At 42.3% G+C, this 24,270-nt stretch carries 19 protein-coding genes and 1 tRNA gene; 8 read left to right on the forward strand and 12 right to left on the reverse strand.

Features of this window, described 5'->3' with window-relative positions; translation table 11 throughout:
* Positions 1 to 26: 26 nt before the first annotated feature.
* From MJ764_RS09435 to MJ764_RS09445, 3 genes are all read right to left on the reverse strand, one after another.
* Positions 27 to 1,241: an IscS subfamily cysteine desulfurase gene (locus tag MJ764_RS09435; protein WP_239326429.1), complete on the reverse strand. Its 1,215-nt coding sequence runs from the start codon at positions 1,239 to 1,241 to the stop codon at positions 27 to 29.
* A gap of 42 nt (positions 1,242 to 1,283) precedes the next feature.
* On the reverse strand, positions 1,284 to 1,754 hold the full coding sequence (locus MJ764_RS09440; RefSeq protein ID WP_100102585.1) for an Rrf2 family transcriptional regulator: 471 nt from the start codon (positions 1,752 to 1,754) through the stop codon (positions 1,284 to 1,286).
* A gap of 213 nt (positions 1,755 to 1,967) precedes the next feature.
* Positions 1,968 to 2,249 (reverse strand): winged helix-turn-helix transcriptional regulator, encoded by a 282-nt coding sequence (locus MJ764_RS09445; protein WP_338053847.1) that lies wholly within the window; start codon positions 2,247 to 2,249, stop codon positions 1,968 to 1,970.
* Between the two features lie 18 nt (positions 2,250 to 2,267).
* Between MJ764_RS09445 and MJ764_RS09450 the strand changes: the two genes are divergently transcribed.
* Positions 2,268 to 2,810, forward strand: a complete 543-nt coding sequence (locus MJ764_RS09450; RefSeq protein WP_239326433.1) for an NAD(P)H-dependent oxidoreductase — start codon at positions 2,268 to 2,270, stop codon at positions 2,808 to 2,810.
* A gap of 48 nt (positions 2,811 to 2,858) precedes the next feature.
* Here MJ764_RS09450 and serB read toward each other — a convergent pair whose 3' ends face one another.
* Complete coding sequence (gene serB, locus MJ764_RS09455; protein WP_239326435.1) at positions 2,859 to 3,701, reverse strand: phosphoserine phosphatase SerB; 843 nt, start codon at positions 3,699 to 3,701, stop codon at positions 2,859 to 2,861.
* Between the two features lie 309 nt (positions 3,702 to 4,010).
* On the opposite strand from serB, the gene MJ764_RS09460 reads away from it, so the two are divergent.
* Entirely contained in the window at positions 4,011 to 6,053 is a 2,043-nt protein-coding gene (locus MJ764_RS09460) for an OPT family oligopeptide transporter (protein WP_239326437.1), read from the forward strand.
* A gap of 164 nt (positions 6,054 to 6,217) precedes the next feature.
* On the opposite strand, the gene MJ764_RS09465 is transcribed toward MJ764_RS09460, so the two are convergent.
* A complete protein-coding gene (locus MJ764_RS09465) occupies positions 6,218 to 6,655 on the reverse strand; it encodes a GNAT family N-acetyltransferase (RefSeq protein WP_239326439.1) in 438 nt (145 codons plus the stop codon).
* A gap of 1,155 nt (positions 6,656 to 7,810) precedes the next feature.
* On the opposite strand from MJ764_RS09465, the gene MJ764_RS09470 reads away from it, so the two are divergent.
* A tRNA-Glu gene (locus tag MJ764_RS09470) sits at positions 7,811 to 7,886 on the forward strand.
* Positions 7,887 to 8,454: 568 nt separating this feature from the next.
* Positions 8,455 to 9,063 (forward strand): hypothetical protein, encoded by a 609-nt coding sequence (locus tag MJ764_RS09475; RefSeq protein ID WP_239326441.1) that lies wholly within the window; start codon positions 8,455 to 8,457, stop codon positions 9,061 to 9,063.
* Between the two features lie 581 nt (positions 9,064 to 9,644).
* On the opposite strand, the gene MJ764_RS09480 is transcribed toward MJ764_RS09475, so the two are convergent.
* The 3 genes from MJ764_RS09480 to MJ764_RS09490 are packed head-to-tail and all read right to left on the reverse strand — an operon-like array spanning position 9,645 to position 12,368.
* Positions 9,645 to 11,003, reverse strand: coding sequence for an ATP-binding protein (locus MJ764_RS09480; protein WP_239326443.1), 1,359 nt, complete (start codon positions 11,001 to 11,003; stop codon positions 9,645 to 9,647).
* A complete protein-coding gene (locus MJ764_RS09485) occupies positions 11,000 to 11,662 on the reverse strand; it encodes a response regulator (RefSeq protein ID WP_239326445.1) in 663 nt (220 codons plus the stop codon). Before MJ764_RS09485 ends, MJ764_RS09480 begins: the two co-directional genes overlap by 4 nt.
* A gap of 7 nt (positions 11,663 to 11,669) precedes the next feature.
* Positions 11,670 to 12,368: a VIT1/CCC1 transporter family protein gene (locus MJ764_RS09490; RefSeq protein ID WP_239326447.1), complete on the reverse strand. Its 699-nt coding sequence runs from the start codon at positions 12,366 to 12,368 to the stop codon at positions 11,670 to 11,672.
* Between the two features lie 149 nt (positions 12,369 to 12,517).
* Between MJ764_RS09490 and MJ764_RS09495 the strand changes: the two genes are divergently transcribed.
* A complete protein-coding gene (locus MJ764_RS09495; protein ID WP_239326449.1) occupies positions 12,518 to 14,134 on the forward strand; it encodes a phosphoethanolamine transferase in 1,617 nt (538 codons plus the stop codon).
* A gap of 67 nt (positions 14,135 to 14,201) precedes the next feature.
* Here the strand turns inward: MJ764_RS09495 and MJ764_RS09500 are convergent, their stop codons facing one another.
* Genes MJ764_RS09500 through MJ764_RS09510 form a run of 3 tightly spaced genes read right to left on the reverse strand, consistent with a single transcriptional unit; the run spans position 14,202 to position 20,147 of the window.
* Positions 14,202 to 16,439, reverse strand: coding sequence for a DEAD/DEAH box helicase (locus MJ764_RS09500; RefSeq protein WP_239326451.1), 2,238 nt, complete (start codon positions 16,437 to 16,439; stop codon positions 14,202 to 14,204).
* A complete protein-coding gene (locus tag MJ764_RS09505; RefSeq protein WP_239326453.1) occupies positions 16,439 to 17,746 on the reverse strand; it encodes an ATP-binding protein in 1,308 nt (435 codons plus the stop codon). Before MJ764_RS09505 ends, MJ764_RS09500 begins: the two co-directional genes overlap by 1 nt.
* Before the next feature lies 1 nt (position 17,747).
* Positions 17,748 to 20,147 carry a tellurite resistance TerB family protein gene (locus tag MJ764_RS09510; protein ID WP_239326455.1) on the reverse strand — a complete coding sequence of 800 codons (2,400 nt, stop codon included), beginning with the start codon at positions 20,145 to 20,147 and terminating at the stop codon, positions 17,748 to 17,750.
* 396 nt (positions 20,148 to 20,543) lie between these two features.
* Here MJ764_RS09510 and MJ764_RS09515 point away from each other — a divergent pair, with 396 nt between their 5' ends.
* Positions 20,544 to 21,446 carry a recombination-associated protein RdgC gene (locus MJ764_RS09515; RefSeq protein WP_239326457.1) on the forward strand — a complete coding sequence of 301 codons (903 nt, stop codon included), beginning with the start codon at positions 20,544 to 20,546 and terminating at the stop codon, positions 21,444 to 21,446.
* Between the two features lie 89 nt (positions 21,447 to 21,535).
* Positions 21,536 to 22,102 carry a dCTP deaminase gene (dcd, locus tag MJ764_RS09520; RefSeq protein WP_100090444.1) on the forward strand — a complete coding sequence of 189 codons (567 nt, stop codon included), beginning with the start codon at positions 21,536 to 21,538 and terminating at the stop codon, positions 22,100 to 22,102.
* Between the two features lie 48 nt (positions 22,103 to 22,150).
* Here the strand turns inward: dcd and MJ764_RS09525 are convergent, their stop codons facing one another.
* On the reverse strand, positions 22,151 to 22,495 hold the full coding sequence (locus tag MJ764_RS09525; RefSeq protein ID WP_100155368.1) for a DMT family protein: 345 nt from the start codon (positions 22,493 to 22,495) through the stop codon (positions 22,151 to 22,153).
* 866 nt (positions 22,496 to 23,361) lie between these two features.
* Here MJ764_RS09525 and MJ764_RS09530 point away from each other — a divergent pair.
* Positions 23,362 to 24,270 (forward strand): two-partner secretion domain-containing protein (locus MJ764_RS09530; RefSeq protein WP_239326459.1); only part of this gene is annotated, 909 nt, incomplete at its 3' end.

Consider the following 24,270-nt stretch of genomic DNA (forward strand, 5'->3'; position numbering starts at 1 on the left):
AAATATTGTTTCCGTATAGAGACAGGTTAATGGGCTGCCCATTCTACACTGCTCAGGTCAATGCCTTCCTGATGCATTTCCCATAGCGGTGACAGCTCACGTAATTTACCGATTTTGGATTTAATCAGTTCCGCGGCGTAATCCACTTCGGCCTCAGTGGTAAAGCGCCCGAAGGTAATTCGCAGTGAACTGTGAGCCAGTTCATCATTGCGCCCCAGTGCACGCAGCACATAGCTCGGTTCCAGACTGGCCGATGTACAGGCAGAGCCACTGGAAACAGCAATATCCTTAACCGCCATAATCAGGCTTTCACCTTCAACAAAGTTGAAGCTGATATTCAGATTCTGATAAACACGATGTTGCAGGTCGCCATTGATATACACTTCTTCCACATCTTTAATGGCATTTAGAAAGCGCTCGTGCAGTGCTTTGGCATGAGCATTGTCCTTATCCATTTCTAGCCGTGCCAAACGGAATGCTTCGCCCATACCGACAATCTGATGTGTGGCCAGCGTACCGGAGCGGAAACCGCGCTCATGCCCGCCACCATGCATCTGCGCATTCAGGCGCACACGTGGCTTGCGCCGTACATATAAAGCACCGATACCTTTAGGCCCGTAAGTTTTGTGTGCTGACATGCTCAATAAACCAATCTGATTGGCTTTTACGTCAATATGCACCTTGCCTGTAGCCTGTGCTGCGTCAACATGAAAAATAATGCCTTTTTCGGCGCAGATAGCACCAATAGTCGCAATATCCTGAATTACACCGATTTCATTATTCACCCACATTACGCTAACCAGAGTTGTATCCGGGCGAATAGCTGCCTCTAGTTCAGCCAGATTAATCAGGCCATTTTCCTGTACACCCAGATAGGTAACTTCAAAGCCTTCGCGCTCAAGCTCGCGCATGGTGTCCAGCACGGCCTTATGTTCGGTTTTGACCGTAATCAGATGTTTACCTTTACTAGCATAAAATTGTGCCGCACCTTTTATGGCCAGATTATCGGATTCGGTTGCACCGGAAGTGAAAATGATTTCTTTTGAATCAGCACCAATTAAGGCTGCAATTTCATTACGTGCATTTTCTACTGCTTCTTCTGCCTGCCAGCCAAAACTGTGGCTGTTAGAAGCTGGATTGCCAAATAACTCAGTCAGGTACGGAATCATTTTTTCTGCCACGCGCGGGTCAACCGGTGTAGTGGCTGAATAATCCAGATAAATAGGAAGTTTTACGGTCATTGTCGTGTTCTCTTTAATTTAATATTCATGGCAGCGCAGGAGTTAATGCAGATTTATCAGAGTAATCGGCTGCTCAAGGCTGCTTTTTTGTTCGTTACTATTCTTACGGTAGGTTTCTTGGTTCAAAATACATTGCAAAGTAATCCCACGCAGATAGCTGTCTATGGTTTTGTTCAAGTTAGCCCATAAATCATGCGTTAGACAAGGCGTGCCATCCTGACAATCAGCGCTGCCGCCACATAATGTCGCATCCAGAGTGTCTTCTGCCGCAGCAATAATATCGGCAATATTAATTTGAGCAGCATCATGACTTAAAACATAGCCACCACCCGGACCACGGATACTTTCTACCAGCCCGGCACGGCGCAATTTGCCAAATAGCTGCTCAAGATAAGACAGGGAAATGCGCTGGCGTTCGCTAATCGCAGTCAGGTTTACCGCACCAGATTGCGCATGCATGGCTAAATCCAGCATGGCAATGACAGCAAAGCGCCCCTTGGTGGTTAAACGCATGACAAAACCTGAAATAGATGACAATAGGTGAATTATCTAATACCCGACAATTTTAGTCAACTTTATTCATGGTTAAATCAAGGAATTATGCTAGAATTAACATTATACAAAATGAATAAAATATACAGGATACCAGACAATTTTTGCTGGCCAAAATGCTTCAGGCGATAACACTGGCCTGATGGTTTAGCTGTTATAGCCTGATAGAGCCCTTCAGGCGGAGTGGTTAATCTTTTTTGCCCATTCTGATAAAGCCATCAAAATCGGGCTAAGCGACAGGCCTTTATCGGTAAGCGCATAGTTGACCTGAATCGGCGGTTTATCCCCTTTTACTGTTCGAGAAATCAAACCATCTCTTTCTAGTTGTTTGAGCTGTAAGCTTAACGTCATCTCCGTAATATCGGGTATGTTTTTTCTGAGCTCACCAAATCTTTGTGACTGGTCACGCAAATAATAAAGAATCATGCCTTTCCACTTACCGCCAATCAAATTCATGGCCAGACTAACGCTGCAATGATAGTTTTTACCCAGATAAGAGATAGGGATTTTGATCATTCAGTAGCGAATAAGGCAATCAGTGCAAAGTTAGTGTTAAAAATGTCTGGCCTTGAAATCAGGAATATTCATCATTTATACCCTGACTATCAGATTGATATCGGCACCGAACAGACGGCTTTACTCAGGCACAAACTTATTATTCTCCAGTACCCGATGTATTGGTTTAATATGCCAGCCATTTTAAAAATCTGGTTTGATCAGGTATTCAGTTATCAATTTGCTTATGGTTTCAAAGGGGATAAACTGAAAAATAAAAAAATATTAGTAAGTATGACTGTTGGGCAGCCAGAAGAGAATTTTAAATTAGAAAATCATTTTCTTATCAATGATTTTCTGCAAGCTGTGAAAAAATCAGCAGAATATGCGCAAATGGATTATTTAGGCTATATTGCTTTGTATGGTGTTTCTCCTGTAGCAGGGATAGCCAAAGAAGAAAGGGTAGCAAAAACAAAACAGCATAGCCTGAAGTTATTTAATCTTATTCAGCAATATCGCTAAAGATGTAAAGATATTTCTAATAGTGAATGTGCTGAAGATCAGCTGTAATCAGCGGAACCACTTGCGCACAGTATCAAGGCCACCAAAGCGCACGCTGATTGAAGTAGCGGCCTGTGTTTTTGGTTTTGCATGATAAGCCACACCAAAGCCGGCTGCCTGTAGCATCGGAATATCATTAGCTCCATCACCCATGGCCACGACCTGCAATTTGCCCAGTCCAAGTTTATCCCTATATTCAGCCAGTAAATCAGCTTTAGCCTGTGCATCGATAATCTTGCCGGCCAGTTCACCGGTTAACGCATCATTTTTTACCACTAACTGATTGGCAAAAGTATAGTCGAGTCCATATTGCTGCTGTAGTCGTTCAGTAAAATAGGTGAAACCACCGGAAACCAGCATAAACTTCACGCCATATTCATGACACTGCCGTAACAACCATTGAGCACCCGGTGACAATTTCAGCACATTTTCATATACACGCTGTAGTTCAGTAACCGGTAAACCTTTTAACAGCGCTACGCGCGCACGTAATGACTGCTCAAAATCAATTTCACCACGCATGGAACGTTCGGTTATAGCCGCAACCTGTGATTGCAAGCCCACACCGGCAGCAATTTCATCCACACATTCAATCGTAATCAGCGTGGAATCCATATCGCTGATAATCAAGCCCAAATCAGCAAAACTCTGGTCTGGCACAATGGCAAAATCAATTTGCTGCTCAAGTAATTGAGCCTGCACTGATTCAGCTAACTGAAAATCTGTACTAACCGGCAACCGCAGTACAGAATCATTAAATGTATACTTTGGTGTTGGCGGAATAATCGCATCTAGAACAGATAAATTACACTGGCGCAAAGCAGTATTTTGTAAAACCAGAACTAAAGACATGGCAAATACACAGCTTGACAAAAATAGTTAGTATAGACACCAGCATCATAGTTGACAATAAACAGCCAGAAAAGAAACTACCATCGAAAAAGAAGAAAATAGTACAGATAAATTTAAATTCAATTAACATAATAAAAAAATAAAAAACTATTATTTACACTATATTCTTAAAGTCTAAAGAAAAAACACAAACCAGTTTGTACAATGCAGCTTTTTGTCCAAAATGGCGGTCGTGCAAGGATAAATTAATATCCAGAAAATTTAATATTATTGCTATTATTCTGGGTCGCATCTTTATGGAGTTATTACATGCAACACCCCTCAACCACCTCATCGGCGGTCGATCAATACCGGGAACTTACCATTCGCGGCATGATCTTAGGTGCGTTAATCACAGTAATATTTACTGCATCTAACGTGTATCTGGGGCTGAAAGTTGGCCTGACATTCGCATCATCCATACCTGCTGCCGTGATATCCATGGCTGTACTGAAATGTTTTCAGGGTTCAAATATTCTTGAAAATAACATGGTGCAAACACAGGCATCCGCTGCCGGCACCCTGTCGTCAATAATCTTTGTTTTACCCGGCCTGTTAATGATTGGCTACTGGCAGGGATTTCCATTCTGGCAGACAACCCTTATTTGTATTGCCGGTGGTATTCTTGGTGTTATCTTCACTGTTCCATTACGCCATGTGCTCGTAGTCAACAGTGATTTGCCCTATCCGGAAGGTCTGGCGGCAGCCGAAATTCTCAAGGCTGGTGACCACAATCAACCACAGGAAAGCGAAGACGACACACCGCAAAGCGGGGTTAAACAGATTGTTACCGGCGGCATATTGTCAGGTATTTTCAGTTTTCTGGTTAGTGGTTTGCGTGTAGTCAGCGAAAGTGCCAGTGCCTGGTTTAAAGTAGGCGGTGCAGTGTTTCAGGTACCAATGGGATTCTCTCTGGCCTTATTGGGTGCCGGCTGGCTGGTTGGCATTACCGGCGGTATTGCCGTATTGCTGGGTATGTTTTTCTCATGGGGAATAGCGGTACCGTATTTCACCAGTACCACCCCTATGCCAGAAAATGCTACGATGGTAGATTTCGCCATTAATCTATGGGTTAACAAAGTCCGCTATATTGGTGCCGGTGCCATCGCTGTGGCCGCAATATGGACATTAATAACCCTGTTCAAACCCATGCTTGAAGGCATGAAATTATCTTTTCAGGCCTTTAGCTCCGGTTCAGATACTACCCAGTCACAACAACGGGTAAATCAGGATTTATCGCCCAAAACCATGTTGCTGATAATTCTGATAACCCTGATTATTCTGATTGCTACTTTCTACAGTTTTATTGCCAGCGCACCGATTTCTTTCGGTATGGCCTGTGCTTTGGTCGCATGTGCCACTATTATGGCCTTTATCATTGGTTTTCTCGTGGCCGCAGCCAGTGGCTATATGGCCGGCCTGATTGGTTCGTCTTCCAGCCCGATATCCAGTATCGGTATTGTCTCCATCGTTATCATATCTCTGGTATTTATGGTAATCGGCCAATCCAGTGGTATTTTTTCCATGGCTGGTGGCAATCAGTTTATGACCGCACTGGCGCTGTTTACCGCTTCAGTAGTCATGGCTATTTCCACCATTTCCAATGATAATCTACAGGATTTAAAAACTGGCCATCTGATACAAGCCACACCGTGGCGGCAGCAGGTAGCACTGATTATTGGCAGTATTGTTGGTGCTATTGTTATTTCACCAGTATTAGAATTACTTTACAACGCTTACGGTTTTACCGGAGCCTTGCCACGCTCTGGCATGGATGTCACTCAGGCACTCTCTGCCCCGCAGGCAACCCTGATGACCACAATCGCCAAAGGCATTTTTTCGCATAATCTGGAATGGGTCTACATCAAGGCTGGTGTATATTTAGGTATATTCCTGATTGTTCTGGATATAGTAGTAAAACGTCTTCGTCCGGGCTGGAGCATACCGCCACTGGCAGTAGGTATGGGTATTTATCTGCCTGCTTCCGTAAATATGCCTATCTTTATCGGCACCGTACTTTCATACTTTTGTATGCGCCATATCAGAAAACGTCATACAGATCCAAAAATTCAGGCGCGTGAACTAAAAGCCACAGACCGTCGCGGTACTTTATTAGCAGCCGGCCTGATCGTTGGTGAAAGTATCGTTGGCGTAGTAATGGCGATGATAATTGTTGCTTCCATTGCCCTGGGAGAGGGTGAAGCGCCTCTGGCACTGAGTCTGCACAATTGGGATGCAGTGGGTCAGGTATTAGGACTGGCTTTCTTTGTTTCAGCCATAATATTCCTGATAGATCGGATTATTAGGAAATAACTTTAACAATTTTTGTAAGAAAAAACAGCACATTTTGTGCTGTTTTTTCTTTTTGAATTAAAATTAACTTTAAAATGATATTGGCTTAATTACGTGGCTACTTGTTTTTTTATCCCAATAGTTGGCTGATTCTCTTACAGCTATATGTCTTAGTTTTTAGAATGTTACTGTCTTTCTTTTCGCATTCTAATGTGTGGAATATCATCTTCTAAGTAAACATCAGAAACTGGGACAAATCCATAGGTACCATAAAAATCTACCAAGTGAGCTTGTGCACTGATCACGATCGGTTTGTCTGGCATTTGTGTCTTGATCACAGCCAACGTTTTTTCGAGTAATTGGTTGCCTAATTGCTTACCACGATGGTCTGGGTGAATAATTACCCGGCCAAATGTGACTGTTGTATCTTGATCAATTATCCGAGTATACCCAATGATTGTTTGCCTTTCTTGCATCCATATATGCACAGCCTGCTCGTCATAAGCATCAATTTCTTGATAGGGGCAAGTTTGTTCTACTACAAATACTGCAATACGTAATTTGGCAATTTCATAAAATTCTTTAGTCGATAATTCTGAGAATGACTTAACGTAATAGTCCATATAGAAAATCCTTTTTATTACTAAATATATCTATATATCCTGCGCTGTTAACTGTATAGCACTTAACGAACGTATTGTAAATGCTCCAAAATTTATATACCGGAATAGTTATACTGGAATGGCTAACCATTTATAATAACTAAAAACTCCAAGAAGCACTAAATAAATAGCACTTAGTACCGACATAATCACTGAATCATCCTGTAACTTTGGTTGATAATAGTAAGCACAGCGGCTTAGGCCAACAATAGAGCCACTCATTGCAATAGTAACAGGATGACTTTCTTGTAACTTCAGAGTCCAGGCTTTACGTGCCTTTGTCGGCACTATAATTTTTTTATGATTTTCTCCTGAAGCTGAGATTTTAAACTCAGCTCAGCAAACATCTGCTTAAGCTTGCGGTTTTCACTTCCAGTTCCTTTAAGCGTTCGATGTCCGAGGTTTCTATACTACTGGCGATGATAATTGTTGCTTTCATTGCCCTGGGAGAGGGTGAAGCGCCTCTGGTACTGAGTCTGCACAATTGGGATGCAATGGTTCAGGTATTAGGACTGGCTTTCTTTGTTTCAGCCATAATATTCCTGATAGATCGGATCATTAGGAAATAATTTTAACAATTTTGTAAGAAAAAACAGCATATTTTGTGCTGTTTTTTTCTTTTTGAATTAAGGTGAACTTTAAAATGCTATTGGCTTAATTACGCGGCTACTTGTTTTTTATCCCAATAGTTGGCTGATTCTCTTACAGCTATATGTCTTGGTTTGTCGTAATTGCACAGCAACTTCGGTTTATTCTGGCAATTCTGCTTTAAATGTATCTAATCAAACTAAGAAAGCTTATAGGCATACGCATTGTATCAAGAAAAAGTTACATTAGTGATTGAAATAAATAAGCTATATTATTATTTAATTCCTTAGTTGAACAGCAATCAATTATTTCACTATTAACTTTACTCTATAAGGGCATGCCTGAATACACCAGAAAATTTAATCAATTAATTACCGATAAATCAATAATAACTGTAATATCAAAGCGATTTTTGAATGATTTACCTTTAATATAAAGTATCACTAATTGTAAGTTTCCTTTCAGAAATTCAGAATAATTGACACCCCTAACACCATTAGCGATAATCCACACGTTTTGTACACTTACGCGCCTATCGTCTAGTGGCCAAGGACACTGCCCTTTCACGGCGGCAACCGGGGTTCGAATCCCTGTAGGCGTGCCAATAACTTCTCTAGTCTTCGTGGTGGAATGCGATAGCACTTAGTAGAGAAATAATCACCCAATCATCCTAAGCATAGCGGCTTAGGCCAACAATAGAGCAACTCATTGTAATAGTGACAGGATGACTTTCTTGTAATTTCAGAGCTCAAGCTTTACGTGCCTTGGTAGGCACTAGAGCTTTTTTATGATTTTCTCCTGAAGCTGAGATTTTAAACTCAGCTCGGCAAACATCTGCTTAAGCTTACGATTTTCAGCCTCCAGTTCCTTTAAGCTTTTGATATCCGAGATTTCTATACACCGTATTTATCTCGCCATTTATAAAAAGTGGAATTTTCCATGCCGTATTTACTGCAAATTTTTTATGAGAATACCAGCTTCAGCTTCTTTTAAAATGGATACGAATTAATATAGTGTGATCTATTTTATATTTCAATTCTCTGTAGGTTAATAGCGAGAATTTTCTATTTTAGGGTTGTATTATTTTAGGGGACAGTTACATATTTTTTTATATATTGTTAATATACAAGCAAACAATATTCTAATGTTTTTTAAATCGCCTAGGTAAATTTATGTTTAAAGAGATATTACTATTAACATTATTGTCTTTGGGACTAAACTCGTTCACTTGGTCAAAAAGTAAAACAAATCAAAGAAATATATCAGATTTTGATAAAGTCTCATTTCTAGAGAGTAATATACCTAGCCATCAACTGGATACGGTGTTTACGTCAAATATTACACCTCAAGAGGCAAAACAGTTCGCAACCAAATTGTTAGAAAAAATCAATTACGATGAGAAATTAATTTTAAATGCTTATAAACATGATGACTATAATACTATTAATAAATATACGCTTTATGACATAAATGATTTTATAACAAAACCGTATAGTAAAGTTGAAGAAAATTTTTTTCTTATAAAAAAATATTTCCCCTTTTCAGAAGTGATGTTTCCATATTTGTATTGTGATACGGCATTAATTAAATTAGCAAAATATGCAGGAAGTCTAGGCATACAACTTAGTAATTCTAATGACTGGATAACGAAGGAAATGATTGAAGAAGAAAGACTTGATTTTGAAAGAGCTAAATTTAAGTGTAGCCAGAGGGTTAATATGACTTATGAAGAGGCTTTAAAGGCTCATAAAATAGAGCTGTACAAAATTATGGTCTACTGAGTAAATTCAATTGGCTAATTTTTTTGATTTAATAAAATTTTTCAAAATTTGTATTTGAAAATTATTTTTGGTAAATATTTTAGTATGTCTACAGTTAAATAATTTTACCATGATAAAAGCATTAATTATTGGTGTAGACGTAAATGTCTTTGAAAGTAAATCAATAATTGAAGATTAAAGTGGTAAGAGTAACTTTATGTTTGGCTGAAAATATTTAAATCAATAAGAGTATAATTGATTATTCAATAAGGGAAATTTGTGAATAGTTAAGTTTATTTATCTTATATAGCAACTATAATTAAACCTAAATTAAATTATAGATACGGGATGGATAAGAAAATGAAGAAATATTGCAAAATGACTGCGAGTGTTTTAAAGATTTAGGTGAATTAACTAAATTTGTAAATAAATTAATCATCAAAACAGTATTGAATGAAAATATGGTCAAGTATTCAGTCCATGAGATAGAACAAATTACTTTGAAATATAGTAAATCAAAAAATCAAATATTCATTGATGAAATCAAATTTCCAATAACAGGCAAAGTTATAGAGTACAGAATATGGCTGCTATATTTCACTTTATTGAATTTTTAATATTACCTTAAACCCAATCCGCTCTTCGCGCTCATTTTCTATATTGCTCAGCACCACCTCTAATCCATGCAACTGCGCAACACTATCAACAATAGACAATCCCAATCCGCTGCCGCTACTTTCCTGTCCGGCCGGGCGGAAAAAGCGTTCACGCAGGCGTTGCAGGTTTTCGGGAGTAACGCCGTTGCCGGGGTTGGTGATGGTGATAGTGTCGGCAGCCAGTGTTATGTTGATGGTGCTGTGTTCAGGACTGTAGCGGATGGCGTTATCAAGCAGATTGCGGATAAGGATGGTAAGCAGGGTAGGGTCACCGGATAGTGGTAGTACGGCTGCTGGTTCAGTCTGAAACTGACGCTGGACGCGGCACTGGCGTTCGCGTGCATACAGGTTGACGCTTTCTATGGCCTCGCTGGTGATGTCTGTCCAGTTTACTGCGGCGGTGTAGGGCGGTGCAGTAAGGGGGTCAAGACGGGAGAGGGTAAGGAGCTGGTCGACCAGATGAGTGGTGCGGTTTATGCTGTGCTCAATATTGCGTACGCGTTGTTGCTGAGCGTCATCCAGATTGGTTAGGGCAAGGACTTCGGTTTGTACTTTGAGTGCAGCCAGCGGGCTGCGTAGTTCATGGGCGGCATCGGCGGTGAAGCGTAATTCGCGTGCGCGAGTTTGTTCGATGCGCTGAAGTAAGTCGTTCAGTGCAGTAATTATGGGCTGGATTTCGGTTGGTACGGTGCCGGATATCGGGCTAACGCTATGCGGGTCGCGCTGGTATAAGGTTTGCGCTAAAGTCTGGAGTGGTTTGGTACCACGGCGTACACCCCATGCGATTAGCCAGAGCAGTAAGGGCAGGGCAAGGATGGATACGGCCAGTTGTGACCACACGGCGCGTAAGACGGTTTGCAGGCGTTCATGCATGCTGAATGCTACGGCAACTTCCAATTGCAACTGGGGATCACGCAGGTAAAAAATACGCCATGCATGGCTTTGCCACCAGTATCCCTGATTGATAAAGCCCTGATAATTACTTTTATAAGCAATGGTCAGGCCGGTTTTATCGGCATTAATCAGCTGCCCTTTATACCAGATGGCATAACCAGATTCTTTACTGTCGATAAGTCCACGCTGTGATTTGGGTATAGGTGGTAAATTTGGGTTGTAGTTGCTGTCAAGATTAATCGGGGTATGCATCAGCCGCTGTGCCAGCTGGCTCATCTGGGTATCGCCGGCTTCGTTTATTTCATGCATAACGGCTGCCGCGCTGATAAAGGCGGTGACTATCCACAGGATAGGTAAGGTGAGGCCAAGATAGATAAGTAAACGCCGACTAATGGCTGTGGTTGCTTTCATGGCGCCTCTCCGAGCTGGTAGCCAAGCCCGCGGCGGGTACGGATGATAGTGGCACCGATTTTTTTACGTAAATGGTGTACGTGGACTTCTACGGCATTGCTTTCGACTTCCTGCTCCCAGTTATACAGTTTGTCTTCAATCTGGGCGCGGCTGAATACGCGGTGTGGATGGGTTACAAGTAGTTGTAAAAGTAACCATTCGCGCTGGGTAAGATTCAGAGGCTGGCCGTACAGGCTGGCACTACAGCTATTCAGATTAATGCTAAGCTGGCCAAAACTGATTTCGGCACGACTGATGCCCTGGCTGCGACGCATAAGGGCGTGCAAGCGGGCAATTACTTCGTCGAGGGCAAAGGGTTTGCCCAGATAGTCGTCAGCGCCGGCATTAAGGCCGGCCAGTCTGTCGGGCAGGGCATCACGTGCAGTGAGGATCAGTACGGGGGTGCTAATACCTTGATTACGCCAATGACTGAGTACCTCCATACCATCTGTTTCTGCCAGACTTAAATCAAGTATTACAGCATCGTATGGCGCAGCACTTAAGGCCTGCTCTCCCAAACGGCCAGAGGCAAAGACATCACAGGCCATGCCATGCTGGCTCAGGCCGGCATTAAGGCCATCTGCGATATCGCTGTCGTCTTCAAGAATCAGTATGCGCATGTTTTTTTCAGATAATAATACCGATAATTCGTCCTATCATACTGGTTAATGCCAGAGCAAGAGCACCCAGTATAACTATCCGGGTCACTGCCGGGCGTTTGGGCGCGCCACCCAGATAGGCTGAGATGCAGCCAAGAATACCAAGGCCAATGATGGTAGTGATGGCCAGTGTACTCATCAGCCATACAGTTGAGCTTAATAGGGATAGTAATACTGGCAGTAAAGCACCGCAAGCAAAGGATAGTGCAGAGGCCAGTGCGGCCTGTAGGGGATTGGCTTTACTTACTTCGGTGATACCGATTTCTTCACGGGCATGGGCTTCGAGGGCATTGTGCTTGGTTAAGGCTTCTGCAACCTGTTGCGCCAGAGTTTCGTTTAATCCGCGCTGACGATAAATATCGGTGAGTTCTTCCAGTTCTATTTCCGGATAGCGGATAAGAGAATCCTGCTCTTTACGTAAATCCGCTGCTTCAGTATCGCGCTGGCTGGAAACAGAAACATATTCCCCGGCCGCCATCGAGGCTGCGCCGGAAACGAGTGCGGCTATGCCAGATATAAGTAGTGTATGCTGATTTGGTTCGGCAGCAGCCAGCCCCATGAGCAGGCTGGCGGTAGAAATCAGGCCATCGTTTGCGCCCAGAACGCAGGCACGTAACCAGTTATTACGATTGGAAAAATGCTGTTCATGATGCCATGATTGACTCATTTCAGACTCCTGATAAGTACAAAATGGTACTTTGCAGAAATATAATGCTACCGTATCACAACGTCACTGGCTGTTGGCGCGTTTTACCTTAAGCTTCACTTAAGGCTGTTTTTTTACACTTGTTTCTGTTTAGTTAACAGGGGCTGGTGATGCAGTCTAAGTGGGTAATAAGCAGTAATCGGGTAGTGTTATTGCTGAGCGCTTATATTTTAGTGATACTGAATATGGGTTTCTGGCATTATCTGTTCCAGCATGTGAGTTTAAATAATAATAATGTCATTTTTTGGTTAACTGTGCCCATATTGATGTTGGCAGCAATGAATTTCTGTATGCAACTGCTGTTCTGGCCATATCTGCATCGGCTGATGGTGCCACTGCTGCTATTACTGAGTTCCGCGGTGAGCTATGCAGTGATGATGCAAAATGTTTATTTTGATGCCAATATGCTGCAAAATATTCTTCAGACTAATCTTGGTGAGGCGGGTGCTTGGTTAACACCGCAATTCTGGATGTGGTTGGGCATAACAGGGTTGTTACCGGCACAGTGGTATTGCTGGGGAGCGAGCATCTGCTATGCACGCCCATGGTACCGTGAGCTGGGCTGTCGGGTGGTTGCTATAGCTGCTTCTCTGGCTATAGTGGTTACTATTATTCTGCTGGCCTATGGCAGCTATATTTCTTTTTTCCGTAATAATAAAGCTGTTAATCATTTAATTGTGCCAACAAATATAATTGGTGCTGCACTGAAAACTGCTTATAACGCATATGATGCGCATCGGCCTTTACAGCGTATAGGGCTGGATGCCAGCCATCAGCGCCGTGGGCAAAAGCGTTTGCTGGTGCTGGTGGTGGGTGAAACCACGCGGGCGCAGAGCTGGGGGCTGAATGGCTATCAGCGTCAGACCACGCCAGAACTGGCGGCAATGGGAGAAAATATAATTAATTTCCCGCAGGTAACTTCCTGCGGTACTGCCACAGCAGTTTCTTTACCGTGTCTGTTTTCCAATATGCCACGCCAGCACTATAAAGCCAATCTGGCCAAACATCAGGAAGGTTTACTGGATATTTTGCAACGCGCAGGTGTAGGTGTGCTCTGGCGTGATAATGATGGTGGCTGTAAGGGAGTATGCGAGCGTATCCGTCATGTGGATGTAGGGGATTGGGCACCTGATTTAAAATGCACTGGCGATGGCTGTCTGGATGAAAGCCTATTGATTAATTTGCGTACCGTAATGGCCAGATTACCTGATGATGCAGTGCTGGTGTTGCATACGATGGGCAGCCATGGTCCGGCTTATTATCAGCGTTATCCAGATGCATTCCGGCATTTTATGCCTACCTGTGATACCAACCAGATTCAGCAGTGTACGACTGAACAGTTACGCAATACCTACGATAATACAGTGCTGTACACTGACCATATACTGGCAGAAATTATTAGACTATTGCAAAGCCAAACTGGTTTGGCCAGTGCGATGTGGTATTTTTCTGACCACGGTGAATCACTGGGAGAAAATGGTATGTATCTGCACGCTACACCCTATGCTATTGCGCCAGCGGAACAAACCCATATACCTATGCTGTTATGGGTCAATCATGATTTTGCCCGTACAAGCAATCTGGATATGAATTGTCTGCGCCAGTATGCGCGGCAGCAGGCGTTTTCACACGATAATATTTTTCATTCAGTATTGGGATTAATGGATGTGAAAACCAGTGAATATCAGACACAACTGGATTTGTTTGCACCGTGCCGGCAGAAATAATTTCAGGATTTGATTGTAATATAAGCTGCTAGATGGCCATTTTAGCTGTGATTTTGATTGTTAATATTCATGTTTGGCTGAGTTCAGGCTTAGTGTCTGCAAATTGCTGTAACCATTCTTGGGTTGCCGGTATATCAAAAGCCTGACTTGCATAACTCATCAATTGCAGATTTTCAGGCAGATAAGAATCATATTTTTCCAGTTTTCTTTCTGGCACAATTTCGGCAAGTATCCATGCTTCAGCCAATTGGGCTTGAGCCAGTTGCTGCAATATTGCTTTCACCTGTTCAATGGAAGTATCAGCTATGGTAATAATTCCCGCATTGACATTTACCAATAATTTTTCCCGTAACAGCAAGACAGAAAGGGTATTAACAATTTTATCGCCTTTCCATGGCAATAAATAAACTGTATTACCAAACTGGATTAATCTCTCTGTTGCCAGTTTAAGAGCCTTGAACACATGGCAGCTTTCTTTAAACAGCTTTTTAGCGTTGTTATTAGTAAAGTCTGCTTTTTCATGGGCAACTGGTATTCTGAAATCTTCATCACATAATATTCGATACATTTCTTCACGAATAACATCATGAATATTTAGACTATTACTTTCAAATATAGGTGGTGTTCCGCCTCTGGCATGCCGAACCAGAATGATTTTCTCTTCGGTATTGATATCAATTATTTGCCAGCGTTGTCCGGCCAAAATAATATTTTGCCCGATGGTAAGCAATCCCGTTATCGGTATTGATCCCAGTGTTTTATTTTCTGATATTACCCGGTATTCTTCTGGCGTATAAAAAACACTATAAAAAGTATAATGATTAACGAGTGCTTCGCCATGTTCACCTAAAACCAGAATATTATTGTGTGTTTGGGTAATTAATTGTTGTAAACCCATATGGCTGAGCAGAGCTTTAAACTGGTTGGTAGTGATGTTCTGGAAAGGGCCTTCTTTGCATAACAATTGATAAAGTTGTTCTATTCTGATGCCGCCCCATTGGGCAAGTATGGCCAGAATCTGATGCAAGAGGGTAGAGAAATGCAGCAAACCGGGATCGGCTGGCTCAAACCATTTACTGCCGATTAACAGGCGCACCATAGCCAGAGACTGAATCAGCTCCAGATGTAACAAATCAATTAAATCGGATTTTTCTGTTATTTCCCGTTCGGCTATCAACATGCGTAAAACAGCGGCATTACCACGCCGGCCGCTGCGCCCAACCCGCTGTCGTAAGCTGGATACCGAATGTGGACAACCTACCTGTAAAATTGAATTAACTTTACCGATATCAATACCCAGCTCCAGTGTCATGGTACAGACTGCTGTAGTAGGGAGCGTGTCTTTCTGTAAGCGTTTTTCTAATGATTCCCGCAGTGATTTGTCTAGAGAGCCGTGATGTGGAAAAAATTCATTAGGCAGATTTTTCTGTTCACACATATCACTCAGACATACCGAGATTGCTTCGCTTTTTGCGCGGCTATTGGCAAATACAAGATGATTACTGCCACGGCAAAAACGAAATATATCCAGACAAATCTGGTTAAAGGCGGCGGTTTTGATGATTTTGGCCAGATCATCCTTTGCCCGAACCTGCCGTTTGGGTTCCAAATAGCCGCGTACCTGCAAATTGATTTGCGAACGGGCATGTGTTTCGCGGATAATCTGGCATTTGAGTCGCTGGTTTGGGCGTAGCGATAATGGAACACTGTTTAAATTGCCTAGCGTGGCACTTAAAGCAATACGGGGAATGGGGTCTTTTAGTCTCCCCAGAAGATGTTCAACACGGGTTAACAGTGATAATAATTGCTGGCCTCTTTCCCGGCCAACAAAAGCATGAAATTCATCAATGATGATATATTGTAATGACTGAAAAGCAGTTCGAAACCAGCCTGCATCATTAATAAGCATCGCCTCTAGCGATTCTGGCGTAATCAGGATAATGCCCGCAGGGGATTTTTTCAGTGTGTTTTTCTGACTTGCAGCAATATCACCATGCCATGGGGTAAGCTGCATGGATACGATTTCTGCTAAACTGTGCAGACGGCGGTACTGGTCATTAATCAATGCTTTTAAAGGGCTGATGCATAAAATACTTACACCATCCTGAATATCCATGCACCGGCTACAGGCAGGCAAAAACGCCGCTTCTGTTTTACCTGCTGCTGTTGAAGCGCTGATTAAAACATCGGTTTTTCCTGCCAGTATGGGGGCAATGGCTAGTTGCTGAATTTCGCGCAGGCTGCTCCAGCCTTGCTGGTAAATCCATTTTTTTACCTGCTGGTTAAGTAAATGATAGCCTTCCATTACAGTCTGAAACCTGTCAGGTCATCATCATCTTCGCATTCAATTTCAATATCAGAAGCTTTTTCTTCTTCCACCTCCACAGATTCAAGCAGTTGCTGCCATGAAATCTCCGGATTCTGTTCAATCACAGCAAGCATATCCAGAAAAGCCTTGATAGTATTGCGTGGGGTTCTGAAATAGGCATCGCCGATTGTCTGGCTGCAATGAACCAGAAATGCAGTTAAAGAATCATCCGGTACAAGATACTTACTGCTGTCTCCGGAAGCATAAACATGGCGCAGATTCTTGAGTAAAATATACAATTCTTCTGGTGTCAGATTAGCCAGATGCAAGGCAGGGGATGAGTAGTCGATTACCCCGGCCTGTTTAGCAAAATTATTATCTGCCAGCCGTGTTTGCAACGCTTCATAACTGTACAAACCCTTGCGGGGATCAAGCAGAAATTCTGGCGTTCCGCCCAATAAAAAGCCAATGTATTCAGCATTTCCCTGCAAGCAGTCATTTAATATGCGCAGTATTTGCTCATAGTTGGATTTTCTGGCCTGTGTATTGGTAAGTTTATACAAGTTGACCATTTCGTCCAGATTAACCAATAATCCGCTATAACCAGCCTGCCGCACAAACAGGCTCATGATTTTTAAAGCATCATAAAAAGAAGCATCAGCAATAATGGTTCTGACACCCAAGTCATTACGTGCCTCGGTTTTGGTACTGTATTCAGCTCTCAGCCATTTAATCGCACAGGCTTTTAGTTGCTCATCATCCTGTTCACTGGCTTGCCAGTAGGCTTCAATGACTTTGGCAAAATCATAACCGCCAACCATTTCCGAAATAGCGGCAAGTCTCTGATGAATGATTCGCTCCACACTGCTGCCGCTGCTATCAGCTTCTTTTTGAACCTGAGTAACGAATTTTTCTACAACGCTGGTCAGAGCATTACCATCCGGTTTGTTGCGCGTAGACATGTTTTTCATTAATTCAGAATAGAGATTTTTAGCTTGTCCACTGGTAGCATGCACACGCCTGTCTGGGGATAAATCTGCATGCAGAGTTACAAATTTGTGTTCCAGAGCAATTGCCCGTACCACGCTCATAAAAAACGTTTTACCAGAACCATAATCTCCAATAATCAGCCTGAAAGCGGCGCCACCGTCTTCAATGCGTTTGATATCCTGTATCATGGCTTTCAGTTCATTAACGCGGCCTACCTGAATATGCTGTATACCAATTTTCGGGGTAACGCCTGATTTCAGGGATTGAATAATCGCGTCTCTTTCTTTTGCTCTGATTCTTTTTTCTGTCATCATCTTATCCTTGCAGCTCAGCCAGTATTTCAAAATCTATATAAATATCATCATCTTCTTCTATCAGTGGTGCATCTACGCATGCATAAGCCCATTCATTGATGGTTTCAATGGCACCGTCTGGCAATAAATTAAGCTGTTTGCATTGCTCTAGATATTCGTTGCGCGTCCAGTGCTCCTGAGTAATTAAAATATCAAAGAGCTGTTGATGCGTGTTGTCGAGCTTTTGGCTGTCGTGTACTTCGGGCTGTGGCGGTTGCTGTTCCTCTTCTTCATTATCAGCAAAAATTGTACTTAATAGCGACTGCACATCACTGGTTTGACTTTCATGTAATTTGAGAACAGCCGCATCAAGAATAGAGTTTTCTGGTTTGTTTGCGGCCGTTTGGGTATGTTCAGATATTGTTACCGGCTGCGTTTGCACAGATTCGGCAGTAGAAACAGACAATGCATGAATATCACTGGCAACTGTGGATTTATCCAATCCTAAAGCTGTATATAATTTCTCAATCTGTTTGATTTCTCTGGTTTCAACAACACCATCTGCCAGCGCAATATAAATAAGCAGATTACTGATGATTTTTTTCTGGCCGGAATCCAGTTTTTCTATTTTGTCTTTCATACCTTGCATGCCATAAGCGTTATTAAGGCACCAGATAAGGAAAGCATGCAAGTACTGTTTTTCTGCGTCCTGCAAGTATTTATTAGAATCAATAAAATATCTTAGCAGCTCTTTTTCTTTATCATGAATAAAGCCATCAATATTGGCTACAAGTACGCCCAGTCTTAACAACAACTCGATAGAGCGAAACTCCTGATCCGGCAGAAAATTTGCTATATTCTGCGACTGATACAATACAACAAAACCATCGGGATTGATTTTAATCTGCTGAATGCGACTATCAGGAACCATAACCAGTCCGAATCTGCTTACTACCCGCTGCATCAGCGCATTTTCTTTTTTATTGATTGCTTTGGGTAAATCAGTGCGGATATTTTTCCAGAAATCTCGTACCGAAGCCAATCCATTCTGCTCCAGCAAAACATGGTTAACCCATTGCCTGAACTGGCTAATAACAGGTGAATTGTTTACATTGAGCAACTCAACCGGTAACAGCATCAAAGCGTCAAAATCGTCGCGGGAAGAATCTTCTCTGGCTAAATATCGACTATAGTCGCCCAGTTGATCCGTGCATTGTTCAGCAATAGCAATTAAATTTTTTAAGGGTGTTTTTAATATGCTTGGGTCTGGTAAATTGGTATTATCCCATTGATAACGGCCAGCGGAACGATTGGCAGCCTGATAATCTATTTTTAATCTGGTTTTATTCGGCTTAATCAACATTCCGTCAGCAAAATATTCTTTAAACTTAAGAAAGAAAAGCTGTTGAAATTCCTCTTTACAGCGCCGCGCGGCTGATCTGAAATAATATTCAGGTGAGTAGCGCAACCAGTCCAGTGCCAGACTCGCCTTTATCGGCTTTTCATTTTTTACCGTTACCGCCAGTATCAATTTAAAAAACAATTCATTGGAAAATTGAAACAATTCATTTTTCAGATGTTTAGTGACACTTGGGCGTAAATAAATCATCAAGGCCAGTAAATTACCTGAATAATTATTGAAAGAATTATTACTGCCATAAATCTGCCGCAAACGTACTATTTCATGAAAAATTTCAAGATATTCCCTTACATCTATCAAATGAATGGCATCTTTATTGGCAATAATGCGCCGCTCCAGCCCATAAAAATACAGGAATACATAGCCTATTGGCATGTTAGGGTGAGAGCGGTCAGATGCCAGCCAGTCAAGGTATACCCCACGACATTGTTGTGACAGTCCAGTATAACTTGGCCAGTAGCACAATGAGGCATCGGTATAAAATTCAGTATAGTTTTCAATACCCATTGGCCTGAATGCAGGCAGATCAGGGGCAATCAGGCAATCTTCTAAACTGTAACCATTTAATCCTTTCAGCCTGTTACCATAGAAAATAAATCCTCTGGTTAAATTTCGGTTGTGGATAGTAATTGACGTATCTGGTGCCAGCCATCGGCCTTCCTCAGTATTCTCAGAACCAGAAATTTTGGTGCGGCTGCCAGAGGTAATCGTAAAAGTTGCCAGTTCATCATCTACTGTTGTGTCAGCAGACTGTTTATTTTCATTATCCTGTGCCATTAATTCAGCAATGACCGTACTAACATTAGCTTGGGCAGAAGATTGTTGCGGCAGAATATTATTTGCTGGATTTTCTGGTTTATTGCCAGCGTTGTGGAGTGTGGCTGTCGCTTTGTTTTTACTCGTACGATTGCGAGATTTTGGTGCTGGCTGCGTATGATTTTTTTTACTGGAGAATATCACCATTAAAATAATAACAATCACAATACAAGTAAAAAACGCCATTTCACTTTAATCCAAAAGTTAAAAAACTATCTCAATTGAACATAACAGCTTAGTAAAAAAATTAACCAAAAAATACAAAATGATTGCAAACATATTCTCAAATAGTACGACAGTATTTATGCCTAAGCCAAATATATTGTCGATTTCAAAGCTGAAAACCGGATATTTGCAAAACTGGTGTTGTTTTCTGTACAAACCATTTACATGACCAGAAGCATTAACTAATAAATAGTATTAACAGCAATAACCATTGAAAAGTATCAAATACACTTAATACCGGTGATCAAATCATACCGATGAATGATTATTGATTTTGCAAACTGCATAGGTAGTACACTTATCCTCAGGCTGCCGTATAATCTCTTCTTTCCCTGTTGGATGTGAAAGAATAAACGCATGTGGTTTAAGCAATTAAGTATTTATCCGCTAAATAAAGAAAATTTGCCAGAGCTGGAAACACTGGTAGACAAGCTGGCCGAAGCTGAATTCAAACCCTGTATGGGATTGGACTGGGACAGTATTGGCTTTGCCAGCCCGGTATCGTTTAGTCCGGAAATGGTATTTCCGGCGCAAAATACCTGGCGCATTGCGCTGAAAAAAGAAGAAAAAGTATTACCGGCAGCGGTAGTGCGCGATATTCTGGAAGAAAAAATCAATGAAATCCGTGAAGCCGAAGGCCGCAATGTTGGTCGCAAAGAAAAGATGGAGCTGAAAGAAACCATCACCGATGACTTGCTGCCACGTGCATTTACCAAAAGCGGCAAAACAGAAGCAATCATTGATACCCAGCGTGGATTATTATTGATTAATCAGGCCAATGCCAATCGGGCAGAAATGCTGCTTACCAAATTGCGTGATGCACTTGGCGGGCTGGAAGCAAAATTACCGCGCACCCAGCAGTCGCCGGGAAGCATGATGACCGAATGGCTGTTAAATGGTGCGGCTGCCGGCCATTTTGAGCTGGATAGTGATTGTGAACTCAAAGGCCTTGGCGATGCAGCACCAGTAGTGCGTATTAGCCATCAGGATTTAACTGCTGAGGAAGTAGTAAATCTAGTCAAAAACGGCAAAGTTGTGACCCAGTTGGGACTGTGCTGGCAGGATAGAGTGCGCTTCGTGCTGACGCAGGATTTTACCCTGAAGCGTATTCAGTTTCTGGATGTAATTCAGGAAGAAGCAGCCGGACAGGGCGATGATATGCAAAGCATCACCTTTGCCTCGCAGATTCTGATGGCTGAAGCATTAGGTGATCTGCTGGCTGAGCTAGTTCATCATCTGGGTGGCTGGTTACCCGAATAATGGCAGAAGCTGGCGTAAATTGCCGCAATTTGCCTGCAACGGCGACATAGGCTTCGGTATAATGCGCTAAATTTATCAAGGGTATTGTCATGAGTATTAAATCAGACAAATGGATACGCCGCATGAGCGAAGAGCACGGCATGATTGAACCGTTTGAGCCGAATCAGATTAAACAGGTAAACGGTGAAAAAATCATTTCCTATGGCACTTCCAGCTACGGCTATGATATCCGCTGCGCACGCGAATTTAAAATTTTTACCAACATCAACAGCACCATTGTTGACCCAAAAAATTTTGATACACGCAATTTTGTCACCGTTGAAGACGATTATTGCATTATTCCACCAAACTCTTTTGCTCTGGCACGTACCGTAGAATACTTCCGTATTCCGCGTAATGTTCTAACGGTATGCTTGGGTAAATCTACCTATGCACGTTGCGGTATTATTGTCAATGTTACCCCGTTTGAACCCGAATGGGAGGGTTATGTGACACTGGAATTTTCCAACACCACACCGCTGCCAGCAAAAATCTATGCCAACGAAGGTGTAGCACAAGTACTGTTTTTTGAAAGTGACGAAGAATGCGCCACTTCCTATAAAGACCGTGCTGGCAAATATATGGGACAAACCGGCGTTACTTTACCGAAAGCCTGATAACTATCATCAAAAAAGGACGCAGCAGCGTCCTTTTTCTTTGTCCAACTAACGTTTAAAAGCAAAATACACCGCACCAAGTATAAAGCCAAAGCTGATAAGATAATTAAAACGAAATTCATCTTTCAGATAAAGAATAGCAAACAGAGTAAACACCACCAGCGTGACTACTTCCTGAATAATTTTCAGTTGAAACGGCTTAATACCCCAATGCGCGCCCAGATGATTGGCCGGCACAGCCAGACAATATTCAAACAGAGCAATTCCCCAGCTAATCAGAATAATCTGCCAGAGCGGAAAACTGTAGTTACTGGGTTTAATGTGCCAGTACCACGCAATAGTCATCACCAGATTGGAAGCAGTGAGCAAACCGATAACGATCAAGTAGGGCATATTAATATCAACAGTACAATTAAACAGATACCTTCAGTTGTAGCTGACCTAAACAGAAATGTCTAGCATTCTGGCTTACAGCAATCAATATTTTGTACAAGGGTAAATATATGAATACATTGATAATTAAATCTAGTATCAATACTTAAATAATGATTAACTATAAATAGTTTTGTAGTGAGATACGCTTACCAAAATATAGATGTTTTTATATTTACTAAACAGCTTTTATTGAGCACGCAATGATATTAATACCTGTACCTAAATTACTGGGCACAGCATAGACTGCTGCTTAAAGTTTCGAGCCTGTTTACCTGCTATCTTTCAACAGCACCCTATTTATAATTTCCTGATGTTTGAATCATACCCGATATATTTTATTTATTTAAAACAGAAAACTGTTAATAAATAATAATGGCAAAGAACTAGATTAATAATTATAATTATAAAAAATTTACAGTCATAGCTTGCAAAAATGAATCAATTCAGTTGTTTAGTATTTCAAGAGGAGATATTAATGAGCGTTGATTTAGGTGAAACCACCTGCTTATGAATGTGTTTAATTTGCTATAAATATTACTTAATGACAACAGCTACAAAGAATTTATTAGCTGAGTAGTCTCTGGGCTAAGAGTATATGGCTAATTAGTTATTTATGCCATTTACTCGTTGTGTTTTAAAAATATTCAAAAATCGGCTTTACCATCATTTCAGTGACGCCAGATTAACAGTATCTCAACAGCTTGCAGCACTGTCGGCACTGAATTTTGCCGGTTTAATTAAAGATTAATCACTGTATTACAGGCAGTGTTAACAAAAAACCACACTCATCAGTCAACATTTAAATTATCAAAATAGGTATAAAAATGAACAAAAACCGCTACAAAGTCATCTACAACAAACACCGCGGACAAATGGTAGCCGTTGCCGAAAACACCACCAGCGCCGGCAAAACCAGTGCCGACCGCACCAGCAGTGGCAGCAACATCATCATCAGCCTGTTGGCCAGATTACCCATTTTAACCGGTTCCATTCTGCTCGGACTGGGCTTATGCGTATTGGTAAATAACAATGTCATAGCGGCCGAAATTCATGCCGACCCATCCGCCCCCAAAAACCAGCAGCCAACCATCCTGCCAAGCGCCAACGGCACCCCACAGATCAACATCCGCACCCCGAGCAAACGCGGCGTCTCCATCAACCAATACCGGCAGATGGACATCGACCAAAAAGGCGCCATCCTCAACAACAGCCGCAAAAGCACCCAAACCCGTCAGGCAGGCTGGATACAGGGCAACCCGTGGTTAGCGTCTGGCGAAGCCCGCATCATCGTCAACCAGATTAACAGCAGCAACCCAAGCCAACTTAACGGCTACATCGAAGTAGCCGGACGGCGTGCCGAAGTCATCATGGCCAATCCGGCCGGCATCAACATCAACGGTGGCGGCTTTATCAATGCTGCCGGCGTCACCTTAACTACCGGCAAACCCCAGATTAGCGACGGCCAAATCAACGGCATCCAAATCAACCAAGGCAACATCAGCATCAACGGCCAAGGCTTTGACAGCAGAGACAGCGACTACACCCACATTCTGAGCAAAGCCGCGCAAATCAACGCCGGCATCTGGGCTAATAACCTCAACATCATCAGCGGCAGCAACCATATTGATGCCGAAACTCAGCACATCACCCCCACCCAAAGCAACAGCGACACCAAGCCCAGCATCGCCATTGATACCGGCAAACTGGGTGGCATGTATGCCGGTAAAATCGTC

The organism is Snodgrassella gandavensis, assembly GCF_914768025.1.
GTDB classification, from domain to species: domain Bacteria; phylum Pseudomonadota; class Gammaproteobacteria; order Burkholderiales; family Neisseriaceae; genus Snodgrassella; species Snodgrassella gandavensis.

Coding starts and splice junctions, on each gene's coding strand:
- MJ764_RS09435 (WP_239326429.1), bottom strand. CDS start 1,241: ATGACCGTAAAACTTCCTATTTATCTGGATTATTCAGCCACTACACCG.
- MJ764_RS09440 (WP_100102585.1), bottom strand. CDS start 1,754: ATGCGTTTAACCACCAAGGGGCGCTTTGCTGTCATTGCCATGCTGGAT.
- MJ764_RS09445 (WP_338053847.1), bottom strand. CDS start 2,249: ATGAATTTGATTGGCGGTAAGTGGAAAGGCATGATTCTTTATTATTTG.
- MJ764_RS09450 (WP_239326433.1), top strand. CDS start 2,268: ATGATAGTTTTTACCCAGATAAGAGATAGGGATTTTGATCATTCAGTA.
- serB (WP_239326435.1), bottom strand. CDS start 3,701: ATGTCTTTAGTTCTGGTTTTACAAAATACTGCTTTGCGCCAGTGTAAT.
- MJ764_RS09460 (WP_239326437.1), top strand. CDS start 4,011: ATGCAACACCCCTCAACCACCTCATCGGCGGTCGATCAATACCGGGAA.
- MJ764_RS09465 (WP_239326439.1), bottom strand. CDS start 6,655: ATGGACTATTACGTTAAGTCATTCTCAGAATTATCGACTAAAGAATTT.
- MJ764_RS09475 (WP_239326441.1), top strand. CDS start 8,455: ATGTTTAAAGAGATATTACTATTAACATTATTGTCTTTGGGACTAAAC.
- MJ764_RS09480 (WP_239326443.1), bottom strand. CDS start 11,003: ATGAAAGCAACCACAGCCATTAGTCGGCGTTTACTTATCTATCTTGGC.
- MJ764_RS09485 (WP_239326445.1), bottom strand. CDS start 11,662: ATGCGCATACTGATTCTTGAAGACGACAGCGATATCGCAGATGGCCTT.
- MJ764_RS09490 (WP_239326447.1), bottom strand. CDS start 12,368: ATGAGTCAATCATGGCATCATGAACAGCATTTTTCCAATCGTAATAAC.
- MJ764_RS09495 (WP_239326449.1), top strand. CDS start 12,518: ATGCAGTCTAAGTGGGTAATAAGCAGTAATCGGGTAGTGTTATTGCTG.
- MJ764_RS09500 (WP_239326451.1), bottom strand. CDS start 16,439: ATGGAAGGCTATCATTTACTTAACCAGCAGGTAAAAAAATGGATTTAC.
- MJ764_RS09505 (WP_239326453.1), bottom strand. CDS start 17,746: ATGATGACAGAAAAAAGAATCAGAGCAAAAGAAAGAGACGCGATTATT.
- MJ764_RS09510 (WP_239326455.1), bottom strand. CDS start 20,147: ATGGCGTTTTTTACTTGTATTGTGATTGTTATTATTTTAATGGTGATA.
- MJ764_RS09515 (WP_239326457.1), top strand. CDS start 20,544: ATGTGGTTTAAGCAATTAAGTATTTATCCGCTAAATAAAGAAAATTTG.
- dcd (WP_100090444.1), top strand. CDS start 21,536: ATGAGTATTAAATCAGACAAATGGATACGCCGCATGAGCGAAGAGCAC.
- MJ764_RS09525 (WP_100155368.1), bottom strand. CDS start 22,495: ATGCCCTACTTGATCGTTATCGGTTTGCTCACTGCTTCCAATCTGGTG.